Source organism: Bacillus sp. C30 (assembly GCF_040838255.1).
Classification (GTDB): domain Bacteria; phylum Bacillota; class Bacilli; order Bacillales; family Bacillaceae_G; genus Bacillus_A; species Bacillus_A mycoides.
Map to the genome: position 1 here is coordinate 1 of NZ_JBFPJH010000087.1, position 12,461 is coordinate 12,461.

Below are 12,461 nucleotides of genomic sequence, written 5' to 3' on the forward strand. Positions count from 1 at the left end.
TCATAATACATCTCCAGGTTTCCCGAAACATGTAACAATGCGTGACATCGTTTCTAATTATATTTATCCAAATACATTAAAAGTAATTAGAATAACCGGAGCGGATATAAAAGATGCTCTAGAACTCTCTGCTTCTTATTTCACATTAAAAGCAGATGGAACCATCATCGTAAACCCTACCTATATAGAACCAAAACCACAACACTATAATTACGATATGTGGGAAGGGATTTCGTATGTATTAAACATTTCAAAACCAATTGGAGAGAGAGTAGAGTCTTTGCAGTATAAAGGCGCTCCTCTTAATATGAATGAAGAATATGACGTTGTTATGAATAATTATCGTGCAAGCGGTGGCGGGAACTTCTTTATGTTTCAAAATAAACCAGTAGTAAAAGACATACCAACAGATATGTCTGAACTTATCGCTAACTATATATTGAAGCATAAAAGGATAGAAGCAACGAAAAATGAAAACTGGAAAGTTATTAAATAACAATTTTAACAAATAAAAAAAGATGGGCTATGCCCATCTTTTAATTTAATTTTGCATTATCCTGCTTTTTTAAAGCTTTTAATTTCGCCGGTGTAACGTCCGTGCCTTCTTCGTTAACGACTTTAATTCCTTTTAATTCGTTTAACATATTTTGACGAAATCCTTTTAAATATTGTTCACGAAGCGATTGGCGCTCACGTTGTTCTTCTTCAGTTAAGCCTTCAGCTTTTGCTTTTTTCGCTAAGAAGTTAATGCGTTCAATGAGTTCTTGACTTGGCATCTCGAATCCCCCTTCTACTCAAAACTGATTATTATCATACAATAGTTAGTCCTCTTTATCAAGCAATTGCTTTGTATATTCTACATACCTTCGATGTACAGTTGCTTTTGAAACATCATGACCAAAACCACGAAGTGTTGCTGCAATTTCTTCAAAAGTTAATTCATTCCGGCGCAAACGTACAATTTCCTCAATTGGCACTTCTTTTTTCTCACGTCCTACGCTTAAATGACGATTTTTCAAATTATTTTCTGGACGAAATCCTTTCTCCACTGCTCTTTGCATGCCACGTTTAATTTTTAAATTGTGGATCTTTCTTTGATACTCTTCAACGATCCCAATTATATTTAGCACCATCGAATCAGAATCTGAAAGCTGTAATTCACCACTATGCGTGTGCGTATAAACTTTTATCCCCTCTTTATGTAAACAATGCATTAATGCAATCTTTGCATTTCCTCTACCAAGACGCGTTTCATCTTGTATAAGTAGTACATCAACTTGTTCATCTCGAATTGTATCTAGCACTTCTAATATGCCATCACGTTCAATTGTATAACCGCTAGCCTGCTCCTCAATTACCTTTGTAACATCCATTTGATAGCGCTCAGCTAAATGCAATAATTCATCTTTTTGACGCAATAATGATGTTTCCTGTTCTTCTTTTGTTGTGCTCACACGTGCATAAATAATTGCATTCATTTTGAACCCTTCTTTCTCACTATATTTTCCTTATAGTGTATCATAAATTTGCCTTTCGTTCGAACTTATGTTTGTAGAATGTTTTTTCGCATGTTATACTTAATAATAAGAAAAATGAAAGAAAACGAGGTGTTAGAAAACATGGAAAAGTTAACGAAACGCCAGCAAGACATTCTCGACTTTATTAAGCTAAAAGTACAAGAAAAAGGATATCCACCTTCCGTACGTGAAATCGGTCAAGCAGTCGGCCTTGCTTCTAGTTCTACAGTGCACGGACATTTATCACGACTAGAAGAAAAGGGATATATTCGACGCGATCCAACAAAACCACGCGCAATTGAAATTTTAGGTGACAACCGAACAGAAACACAATCTGTTATTCAAGTTCCAATCATCGGAAAAGTTACTGCCGGTTTACCGATTACAGCAGTCGAAAGTGTAGAAGATCACTTCCCACTTCCAGCTAGTATCGTTGCTGGAGCAGATCAAGTGTTTATGTTACGCATTTCTGGAGATAGCATGATTGAAGCCGGTATCTTTGATGGTGATTTAGTTGTTGTTCGCCAACAACAGTCTGCATACAACGGTGAAATTGTAGTTGCTTTAACAGAAGATAACGAAGCAACTGTTAAACGTTTCTATAAAGAAAAAGATCATTTCCGTCTACAACCGGAAAACTCTTCACTAGAACCTATTATTTTAAAACAAGTGTCAGTTATTGGAAAAGTAATTGGCGTATATCGTGATTTACATTAAAAATAATAAAAAGAAGATAATTCCCTTATTTATATAGGTAATTATCTTCTTTTTATATTTTGATAGATTTCCGTTCATTCAAAAGAATGCGTTTCATTAATTATTAACGCGTTTCAATAGTAACATCTCCAGCAGCGGTTTTACCGCTAATCTTTTTACTACCATTACCAATCGTTATATTTTTATTGTCTTCATTAAAAATTGTCACGTCTCCAGCAGCAGTTTGCCCAGTTATAACTGCATCTTGTGGTTTTTCCAATAAAGTAATATCTACATCTCCAGCAGTTGAACTTACCTCTAAATCATATTTAGAATCATGATCAATAATATCTATATTCCCACTAGCCGTTTTTGCTGTTACTTTCCCTATTACTTTTTTAAAATTCACCTCACCAGCTTTTGTAGACCCCTCCACACTCTTTGCTGTTACATGTTTCAAATCCACTTCTCCGGCGAGTGTTTCAACACTTACGCGGTCACTTTTCACATTACTTATTTCTATTTGTCCAGCGGATGAATTTACTTTTATCTCTTGATAAGAACGTTCAGGTACTAATATAGTCAATGTAGGCGTTTGAAATCCGAAATTGTAAAATGAAAAATCAAATGAAACACCTTTTTCTATTTCCCCTACGATTTTTAATGTATCACCATCTTCAGCAATACGAATCTCCTGTTTACTTACGTCTCCTTTTTGCTTTACATAAAAAGAGGAATCAGGAGATTTTTGGACAACAATATCTCCAGCATCTAACTTAACTTCTACATTTTTTAGCGTTTCGTTTTTAATTACGTCCTCTTTATCTCCTTTCTCTGCAGTTTGTACTGCTTTTTCATATGTTTGTGAAATCCCTATTACTCCAATAATGATACAAGCGATAGCTACTAATAATATCTTTTTCATCATCTACTCCCCTTTTATCATTTTGAAGTTCCAGACTACATAGCGTACACATAATCTTTTAAACCACTTCGTACTATAATAAGCTACAATACATAACAACAAACCTACTCCGACAAACGTTATACTAACGAAAAGATCCAACCATATAAAAGTGCCCATAAATACTTTTACAATAACGAAAAATGGTGTCACTACACTAGCAATCCCACCGACCCAAAAGGAAAATATAAAAGCTATAATTGCAACTAACGGGCCTAACACAATAATAAAATTAAACAAACTAAGTCCAACCGCTGCCATGACAGCTCTTGTCACATTTGAAGTCGACGGATCTTTTTTCATTTCATCAAATCGATACATCGCAAGTAAGTCTTTCGCAATTACTTTCGGAGAGCCAAGTCCCTTTATTATTTCTGATTCAGTTTTCCCCTCTTCCATCCCAAACTGAAAGTGCTCTTCATAATCAAATAAAATATCTTGTCGCTCTTCTTCTGGTAACTTTCTAAGATGACTTGATAATTCTTTAAGAAACTGCTCTTTACTCATCCCATTCCACCCCTTCAATAATTTCTTGAACACCTTTAGCAAAATCACGCCACTCTGTTACTAATAAAGTAAGTTGCATCTCTCCTTGCTCTGTTAGTTGATAATATTTACGGGGCGGTCCTTCCGTGGATTCTTTTAAATACGTTTGAAAATATCCCTCTTTCGTTAAACGACGTAATAACGGATATACAGAACCTTCCGATATTAAAAATTTATTAGAGATTTGCTGAACAAGTTCATATCCATAACAATCCTTACGTTTTACAAGTGCCAATACACACAGTTCTAACACACCTTTTTTAAACTGAACGTTCAAGGACAATCCCCCTTTCTCATTTTAGTACTGTTCAATAAACGGTAGCTATTTTATCCATAATATACCACTTAGTATTATTTATTGCAAGGTACTATATTTTTCAATACTTAATTTTCGAATTAAATACATCCACACCATATTTCAACTTCCACATTTTCATTCATAGCTAGCACGCATTTTAAATAATCCACATGACTTTTTGCGGGCACCCATCCAATTCATTTCACAAGCCTTTATATTTGCCCACAAATAAAAAAAGCCCTAATACCGTAGTATTAGGGCTTTTTTCTCTCTTAGTATAGAGACATATATTGGTCGCGTTCCCATTGGTGAACTTGCGTGCGGAAAATATCCCACTCAATTTCTTTTGCTTCAATGAAGTGCTCAAGTAAATGATCACCTAATGCGCCACATACGATTTCATTAGATTGTAAAGTAACTAACGCTTGCGCTAATGTTGCTGGTAAGTCAACGATACCTGCTTCTTCACGCTCTTCTTTTGTCATTACGTAGATGTTACGGTCTACTGCAGCTGGTGGAGTTAATTTATTTTTAATTCCATCAAGACCTGCTGCTAATAATGTAGCCATTACTAAATATGGGTTCGCAGCTGGGTCAACACTACGTACTTCTACGCGTGTACTAATACCACGAGATGCAGGAATACGCACTAATGGACTACGGTTTTGTGCAGACCATGCTACGTAACATGGAGCTTCATATCCAGGTACTAAACGCTTGTAAGAGTTTACAGTTGGGTTTGCTACCGCTGTAAATGCTGGCGCATGTTTTAAAATACCTGCGATGAAGTGACGAGCATCATCACTTAATTGTAAATCACCGTTTTGATCGAAGAATACGTTCTCACCATTTTTAAATAGTGATAAGTTACAGTGCATACCTGAACCGTTCACACCGTATAATGGTTTCGGCATAAATGTTGCGTGTAAACCATGTTTACGAGCAATCGTTCTTACAACAAGCTTGAATGTTTGAATGTCATCACATGAGCGAATTGCATTTGCATATTTAAAGTCAATTTCATGTTGACCTGGCGCAACCTCATGGTGAGATGCTTCAATTTCAAAGCCCATTTCTTCAAGTTCAAGAACGATATCACGACGACAGTTTTCCCCTAGATCCATCGGCGCAAGGTCGAAGTATCCACCGTTATCGTTCAATTCCAGTGTTGGATTTCCTTTTTCATCAACTTTAAATAGGAAGAATTCTGGCTCTGGTCCAAGATTGAAATCTGAGAATCCTAATGCTTCCATTTCTTTTAACACACGCTTTAAGTTGTTACGTGGGTCGCCATCAAATGGAGTACCATCAGCATTGTAAATATCACAGATTAAACGAGCTACTTTACCTTTTTCAGCTGTCCAAGGGAAAATTACCCAAGTATCTAAATCCGGATATAAATACATATCAGATTCTTCAATACGTACGAAACCTTCAATAGAAGATCCATCAAACATCATTTTGTTATCAAGAGCTTTTGTTAATTGGCTCACTGGAATTTCTACGTTTTTAATTACCCCTAAAAGGTCCGTAAATTGCAGACGGATATACTTTACATTCTCTTCTTTCGCCAAACGGAAAATATCTTCTTTTGTGTACCTAGCCATTATAAATTCCTCCTTAGTCCCTCTAAACACCTTCAGAATCAGTTATCTTTAGTGAAAAAACCTTGAAATGTCACCTTGTCGCAATGAGGTCCGATTAAATCTACCTGTATGTTGTAGTTCATCTCGAAGAATTTTGCGAAGCTCGGATTTTGAAATTTCTTTCGTTTCTTCTTTTACTTTCACTGCTTCTGTTTGATTTTCTTTCATTTGCAATACTTGTTTAATTCCGGCCATATTTAAGCCTTGATCTAACAAATCTTTAATTTCCAACAATTTATCTACATCGTTAAATGAAAATAATCTACGATTCCCTTTTGTACGGGTTGGAAAAATAAGATTATGCTCTTCATAGTAGCGAATTTGACGTGCAGATAATTGTGTTAAATCCATTACAATACCAATTGGAAACAGCGGAGCAGAACGTCTATCTTCTTTCATTGTTTCAGTTCCTCCTTCGCCTTAACTGTTTCTCATTTTACACCATGTTATGTTTAGTGTCAATAGATGTTAGCTTTTCTTACATGATTTTTTTGTGAATTTTTTCATTTTTTTCTAATGGCACAAATCATTACTTTCACACGAAAAAAGCTGCCGAAATCGACAGCTTTCCTTCAAGAAATTGTTAATAGTTTTTTTTCAATTAACGCATCAATCGCAGAACAAATCGCAATCTTTACATGCGAATAAGTTAACCCACCTTGCACGTAAGCAACATAAGGCGGACGAATCGGACCATCAGCCGACAGCTCAATACTTGCACCTTGAATAAAAGTCCCCGCAGCCATAATTACATCATCTTCATAACCCGGCATATAGTTTGCATATGGAGTGAAATGAGAATTAATTGGAGATGCATATTGAATCGCTTGACAGAACGCAATCATACGATCTTTATCATCAAATTGAACAGACTGAATTAAATCTGTTCTTGGTGCATTCCAAGCTGGTGATGTATTCATCCCTAACTTTCCTAAAAATGCAGCTGTAAAAATCGCACCTTTTAGCGCTTGTCCCGCTACATGCGGCGCTAAGAAGAAACCTTGATACATTTCTTGCAAACTGTATAAAGATGCCCCTGCTTCCGCACCGATTCCTGGAGATGTTAGACGATATGCACACGCTTCAACATACTGCTCTTTACCAACAATGTAACCACCAGTTTTAACAATTCCACCGCCAGGATTCTTAATAAGAGAGCCTGCCATTAAGTCCGCACCAACATGACATGGCTCTTCTTCTTCAATAAATTCGCCATAGCAGTTATCTACAAATACAACAACATCAGGTTTAATCTCTTTCACAAACGCAATCATCTCTTTAATTTGTGAAACAGTAAACGACGGACGAGTAGCATATCCTTTTGAACGCTGAATACCAATCATCTTCGTATTACTATGGATCGCAGCTGCAACAGCTTCAAAGTCCACAAATCCCTCTTCAGTTAACGGAACTGCGTTATAACCAATATTATATTCTTTAAATGAGCCTACACCTTTTCCGCGTACACCAACGATTTCTTCTAACGTATCATATGGTTTTCCTGTTATGTATAGCAGTTCATCTCCTGGACGTAAAATACCGAATAGAGCTGTCGAAATTGCGTGAGTACCTGAAATAATTTGCGGACGAACAAGACCCGCTTCTGCCCCAAATACATCAGCATACACTTTTTCTAACGTGTCACGACCAATATCATCATAACCATAACCTGTCGTCGGAATAAAATGCGAATCGCTAATTTTGTGTTTACGAAAACTTTCTAATACACGAAATTGGTTACTCTCAATCACTTCATCCACATGTTTATGTACTTCTGTAATTTGACTTTCTACTTCTTTTACAATTGGAGCAATTTTTTCTCCATTTTTCAAACGATCAAACATTATTTTCTCCTTCTTCCACTAAAAATCTCTTTAATTGCCCCTTAAGCGATGAATGAGCAAATATATACCCTGTACAATCATATACAAATTTATCTTCTAGAAACTCCATTTTAGTTAATATTGTTTCTGTCTTTAAAAGCGTTAATAACCTACCTTCACTCGGAGGGATTTCCACTTGATAATCATCCATTTCTTCCTTCATCTTCGTTTCTAGCGCTTCTTTTATACGCAATAAATCACTTTCTTCAAAAGCACTAGTCATTAAGAAATCACTTTTCGGAAATGGAATGAAGTTTTGATGCAATTTATCTTTTTTATTATATAACGTAATAATAGGAATACGATTAATTTCAAGGTCCGACAATAATTGTTTTACTGTCTGCTCATGCCCTACATAATTAGGATCTGCAGAATCAACAACATGTAAAATAACATCCGCTTCCCCAGCTTCTTCTAACGTAGATCGAAAAGCAGCAATTAGTGACGTAGGTAAATCTTGTATAAAACCAACCGTATCAGTCAAAAGCACTGTATAACCAGAAGGTAACGGCATCTTTCTTGTCGTCGGATCTAGCGTTGCAAACAATAAGTTTTCTTCAAACGTATCAGCTTCCGTTAATCTATTAAACAACGTAGATTTTCCTGCATTTGTATACCCAATTAACGCAACTTGAAACACTTTATTATCTTTTCTTCTCTCACGATATCTCTTTCGATGCTCCACAACAACCGCAAGTTGTCTCTTTATTTCATCAATACGAGATCGAATATGACGACGATCTGTCTCAAGCTTCGTCTCTCCTGGTCCCCTTGTACCAATTCCACCACCAAGACGTGATAAAGCAAGACCTTGTCCCATAAGGCGCGGCATTGTATATTGCAATTGAGCTAATTCTACTTGAAGCTTACCCTCTCTCGATTTCGCACGTTGCGCAAAAATATCTAGTATTAACTGCGTTCGGTCAATCACTCTCGCATCTAATACTGAAGATAAATTCCGAATTTGACTTGGTGTTAACTCATTATTAAAAACAATAACAGCTGGTTCTAATTCTTCCGTCAACGCTGCAAGCTCTTCTAGTTTACCTTTTCCTATATAAGTCGCCGAATGAAACTTCGGGCGCTTTTGCGTCGTTGATACTAACACTTCCGCTCGCGCAGTTTTCGCTAGCGATGCAAGCTCTTTCATGGAATGCATAAATTTTTCATCATCATCTTGTGGCAATTGACAGCCAACTAATATGATTTTTTCTTTTTCTTCCATCAAATATGTTCACTCATCCTTTTCGAAATTTAAACCTTCTAATATAATAGCAGAGGAAGCACATTTCATCTAGTTAGCGGGGGAGAAAATTCATGGCATGGGAGATTTTTAGTATCATAGGCACAATCGCTTTCGCACTAAGCGGAGCCATTGTTGCAATGGAAGAGGATTATGATATTTTCGGGGTATATATTTTAGGAATGGCAACCGCATTTGGGGGAGGTGCCCTTCGTAATTTATTAATCGGTTATCCAATCGTCGCGTTTTGGCAACAAGACATGTTATTCCAAATCGCACTATTATCAATGACGATCATTTTTCTTTTTCCTAATAAATTAATTAAGCATTGGAAAAAGTGGGAAAACATCACAGATGCCATCGGCTTATCAGCGTTCGCCGTACAAGGAGCTCTATACGCCCAAAAATTAAATTTACCAATTAGCGCCACAATTGTAGCTGCTGTTTTAACTGGCATTGGCGGCGGTATTATTCGTGATCTTTTAGCACGTAGAAAACCTCTCGTCCTTCGAGCTGATGTATATGCGTTTTGGACGATTTTAGCCGGTTTTTTGATTGGCGCTAAAGTCATCGTTAGCGATTGGACTCTATACACCTTATTCATTTTAATTGTTTGCTTCCGCATGGTTTCTATTCATTACAAATGGCATTTACCGCATAGACGCATCGATACAAAGGAGCGCTCAATGCATAAATAGCAATCTAACCTCTTTACATATCGTAAAGAGGTTTTTCTTTTCTAACGAGTTTTTCTTTACATAATGTTTATACTAATTTTTAAAGCGAGGTGAATGCAAATGACAAACCATGTTAATAAAGGAGCTCAAAAAAGCTCAGTAAACCAATTTGGACATGATCCAAATTCAGCGCACGAAAAGAGCGCTAAAATGGAACATCTTCATAAAACTCACCAAGAAAAAGCAAAAAAAGAGTAAACGAACTTATGCATAAAAACAGACGCACAGTTTACGTACTGTGCGTCTCCTCTTCAAGCATTAAATCCATACTTGATATCCCAATTAAATCATATTTATCATACGTATCCTCTTGTAACAATCGCATAGCTTGTGTACGAATCGATTTTTCAACAATATTCCGTACGTATCGCCCATTACTAAACGATGTAATTTGCGACGAATACTTTACCGCATGTAAATGATCTCGAAATTTCCACTCCGCTTCTTTAGATAACTGATATTCACGCTCCTCATACATTCTCTTTCCAATTTCCAACAGCTGATTTACCGAGTAATCCGCAAATTCAATAATAAATGGAAAACGAGATTGTAACCCTGGATTTAATGAAAGAAAATGATTCATCTCTCTTGAATATCCAGCTAAAATTAATACAAAACCGTGCTGCTTATCTTCCATATGCTTCACAAGTGTATCAATAGCTTCCTTCCCAAAATCCTTCTCTCCCCCCCGCGCTAAAGAATACGCCTCATCAATAAACAAAATACCTCCCATGGCCTTTTTTATTAAATCTCTCGTCTTTTGCGCTGTATGACCGATATACTCCCCCACAAGATCAGCACGTTCTGCTTCAACTAAATGCCCCTTCGATAAAATATTCATCTCAAACAACAATTTCCCTATCATTCTAGCAACGGTTGTCTTCCCAGTACCGGGATTCCCCCTAAATAACATGTGAAGCACTTGCTTCTCAGATTTCAACCCCATCTCTTGTCTTTTTTTATTTACATAAATCCAAGCATAAATTTCTTTTATTATCTTTTTTATTTCATCCATCCCAACAAGCTTTCCCATCTCTTCTTCAATTCTCTGCAACATCTCATGTTTAGTAGTGGTTTCACTTGAAATTACCGTTTTATTTTCTGATGCCGGTAACGAAATTTTCTTTCGATGGTTTAATACAATATTAATTTGATTGTTATTTTTCTTACGCATCGATTGTTCCATACAATCACCTCATTTTATCCACTCACCAAATATTATTATTCCAGTCCCTCTTGCAAATGCCTATTTTCAGAAAAGTTTGCTATAATATAAGAAATAATCAAGGTGGTGGGACTATGGAAACAACGGAATTCCATGATACAATACAAGCCTTTTCTATTTTTTTATTGAATAAAGGCCGAAAGTCTTCAACCATTAAACGTTATGTTTATGACATTGAAGATTTTGGACATTGGTTAGAAAAAAACAAAAAGCTCCCTTCCAGTAATATATGGGCAACACTTTGTACAAAAGACTATGAAGATTACTTTTCAGACTTAAAAAAGAATCGACACTACTCTGAGAAAACAATGCATCGTGTATTTATTGTATTAAATAGAATGCATCATTTTCTTAACATTCCAAATCCATTGAAGAATATGGAAATTACTATTCAACCAAACCGTGCATTGCGTAATGAAGATTTCATTTCATCCGATGAAGAAAAAAGATTAAAGCATATAGTCACTTCATTAGAAGGACTTTCAGAAAAACAACGTCCCGTTCGTCCATTATTAATGGATCGTAATATCGCCATTTTAAGTATATTAATCGACTACGGACTATCCTTACAAGAGCTTACAGCATTAACTATGCATCACGTTCATTTTGAAACTAATACACTTTCTATTCCAGCAACCGCAGGAGTAGAAAGAACAATCACATTAGCAATCGAAGACAAAAAACAACTGTACACATATTATAAAAGTATTCCAGAACCAGTTCGTCCTAAATACCATAGTAATGACCCGTTGTTTGTTGCATTCGATTTTAACCGCGGAACATACAGATGGGTATACGAAAACGATGCACCAAAAGCACTAACAGAAATCGCTATCCAAAAAATGATCCGACTTGAAGTAGCAAGAGCGAATTTACGTAAAGGCATTTCTGGACAACATTTCCGGAACACGTTTATTTTACGCCTAATAAAAAAACAAACCCCAGAGCCAGAAATCATAAAATTAGTTGGCTTCAAATCAAAAATTTCACTAAAGCGATATTATCAATATGCTGAAAATAAAAAAAACGCCCTATAATAAGGCGTTTTTTTTATTTTTTTCTCGAAAGAATCCATTTCACTATGACCATTTAACTACTCTCTGCATCTACTATGATGAGTTTCGTTCACATTCTTATTAGAAAGGAGAGATTTAATGTCTCGCTTTAACGACAATCAAAATAAATACTCCAATCCATGCTTTCCAACTAGCGCTGGACGAATTCCAACTACCCCAACGATTCCAATTACTAAAGCGCAAATTAGAACATTCCGTGCAATCATTAACGATTTAATAAAAATAATCCCTAAACTTTTCGCCAATCCATCTCCCAAAAACATTGAGAATCTAATAGATACATTGCACCTACTAAGCAAATTCATCTGTTCACTAGACACTAATTCCGCTCTGAAAGCACAAGGATTAGCCATCATTAAAAACTTAATAACTATATTAAAAAATCCAACATTCGTAGCAAGTGCTGTATTTGTTGAACTTCAAATTTTAATTAATTATTTACTTTACATTACAAAGTTATTCCGAATTGATCCTTGTACACTCCAAGAACTCCTTAAATTAATTGCAGAGTTACAAACTACTCTAGTTAATTCAGCTTCGTTCGGCAGAGGACCTACTGGACCTACTGGACCTCAAGGTAACACGGGCGCTACTGGTGCGACCGGACCTAGAGGTAACACGGGCGTGACT

The 12,461-nt window shown here is 36.2% G+C and carries 16 protein-coding genes; 6 read left to right on the forward strand and 10 right to left on the reverse strand.

All coding sequences use genetic code 11. The features are described 5' to 3' along the window. On the forward strand, positions 1-496 hold a 496-nt coding region (locus AB3X49_RS10935), incomplete at its 5' end, for a 5'-nucleotidase C-terminal domain-containing protein (RefSeq protein ID WP_367962016.1). Positions 497-536: 40 nt separating this feature from the next. Here AB3X49_RS10935 and AB3X49_RS10940 read toward each other — a convergent pair. Together AB3X49_RS10940 and AB3X49_RS10945 are read right to left on the reverse strand one after the other, a co-directional pair. Then, on the reverse strand, positions 537-776 hold the full coding sequence (locus AB3X49_RS10940; protein ID WP_002014431.1) for a DUF896 domain-containing protein: 240 nt from the start codon (positions 774-776) through the stop codon (positions 537-539). A 45-nt stretch (positions 777-821) separates the two neighbouring features. Next, positions 822-1,478 carry a YneB family resolvase-like protein gene (locus AB3X49_RS10945; protein ID WP_002128580.1) on the reverse strand — a complete coding sequence of 219 codons (657 nt, stop codon included), beginning with the start codon at positions 1,476-1,478 and terminating at the stop codon, positions 822-824. Between the two features lie 141 nt (positions 1,479-1,619). On the opposite strand from AB3X49_RS10945, the gene lexA reads away from it, so the two are divergent. Further along, positions 1,620-2,234 carry a transcriptional repressor LexA gene (gene lexA / locus AB3X49_RS10950; protein WP_002087894.1) on the forward strand — a complete coding sequence of 205 codons (615 nt, stop codon included), beginning with the start codon at positions 1,620-1,622 and terminating at the stop codon, positions 2,232-2,234. A 103-nt stretch (positions 2,235-2,337) separates the two neighbouring features. On the opposite strand, the gene AB3X49_RS10955 is transcribed toward lexA, so the two are convergent. From AB3X49_RS10955 to hflX, 7 genes are all read right to left on the reverse strand, one after another. Further along, a complete protein-coding gene (locus AB3X49_RS10955) occupies positions 2,338-3,141 on the reverse strand; it encodes a DUF4097 family beta strand repeat-containing protein (protein ID WP_367962019.1) in 804 nt (267 codons plus the stop codon). Further along, positions 3,142-3,684, reverse strand: a complete 543-nt coding sequence (locus AB3X49_RS10960; protein WP_002128581.1) for a DUF1700 domain-containing protein — start codon at positions 3,682-3,684, stop codon at positions 3,142-3,144. It abuts the gene before it with no gap. After that, the gene (locus tag AB3X49_RS10965) at positions 3,677-4,000 is read right to left on the reverse strand and encodes a PadR family transcriptional regulator (protein WP_002066545.1); all 324 of its coding nucleotides are present in this window, start codon (positions 3,998-4,000) and stop codon (positions 3,677-3,679) included. The genes AB3X49_RS10960 and AB3X49_RS10965 overlap by 8 nt, the downstream gene beginning before the upstream one ends. A gap of 293 nt (positions 4,001-4,293) precedes the next feature. Further along, entirely contained in the window at positions 4,294-5,628 is a 1,335-nt protein-coding gene (glnA, locus tag AB3X49_RS10970; protein WP_002014472.1) for a type I glutamate--ammonia ligase, read from the reverse strand. Positions 5,629-5,676: 48 nt separating this feature from the next. After that, positions 5,677-6,066, reverse strand: coding sequence for a transcriptional repressor GlnR (gene glnR / locus AB3X49_RS10975; RefSeq protein ID WP_002014475.1), 390 nt, complete (start codon positions 6,064-6,066; stop codon positions 5,677-5,679). A gap of 173 nt (positions 6,067-6,239) precedes the next feature. Then, positions 6,240-7,511 carry a methionine gamma-lyase family protein gene (locus AB3X49_RS10980; protein WP_367962022.1) on the reverse strand — a complete coding sequence of 424 codons (1,272 nt, stop codon included), beginning with the start codon at positions 7,509-7,511 and terminating at the stop codon, positions 6,240-6,242. Next, on the reverse strand, positions 7,504-8,775 hold the full coding sequence (hflX, locus tag AB3X49_RS10985) for a GTPase HflX (RefSeq protein WP_367962024.1): 1,272 nt from the start codon (positions 8,773-8,775) through the stop codon (positions 7,504-7,506). The genes AB3X49_RS10980 and hflX overlap by 8 nt, the downstream gene beginning before the upstream one ends. A gap of 92 nt (positions 8,776-8,867) precedes the next feature. On the opposite strand from hflX, the gene AB3X49_RS10990 reads away from it, so the two are divergent. Both AB3X49_RS10990 and AB3X49_RS10995 read left to right on the forward strand, forming a co-directional pair. Then, positions 8,868-9,491, forward strand: coding sequence for a trimeric intracellular cation channel family protein (locus tag AB3X49_RS10990; protein WP_367962026.1), 624 nt, complete (start codon positions 8,868-8,870; stop codon positions 9,489-9,491). A 99-nt stretch (positions 9,492-9,590) separates the two neighbouring features. Next, complete coding sequence (locus AB3X49_RS10995) at positions 9,591-9,728, forward strand: hypothetical protein (protein WP_170935205.1); 138 nt, start codon at positions 9,591-9,593, stop codon at positions 9,726-9,728. A 31-nt stretch (positions 9,729-9,759) separates the two neighbouring features. Here the strand turns inward: AB3X49_RS10995 and spoVK are convergent, their stop codons facing one another. After that, on the reverse strand, positions 9,760-10,716 hold the full coding sequence (gene spoVK, locus AB3X49_RS11000) for a stage V sporulation protein K (RefSeq protein ID WP_002014481.1): 957 nt from the start codon (positions 10,714-10,716) through the stop codon (positions 9,760-9,762). A gap of 113 nt (positions 10,717-10,829) precedes the next feature. Here spoVK and AB3X49_RS11005 point away from each other — a divergent pair, with 113 nt between their 5' ends. Both AB3X49_RS11005 and AB3X49_RS11010 read left to right on the forward strand, forming a co-directional pair. Further along, entirely contained in the window at positions 10,830-11,792 is a 963-nt protein-coding gene (locus tag AB3X49_RS11005) for a tyrosine-type recombinase/integrase (RefSeq protein ID WP_002137832.1), read from the forward strand. 117 nt (positions 11,793-11,909) lie between these two features. Beyond that, on the forward strand, positions 11,910-12,461 hold a 552-nt coding region (locus tag AB3X49_RS11010), incomplete at its 3' end, for a collagen-like repeat preface domain-containing protein (RefSeq protein ID WP_367962029.1).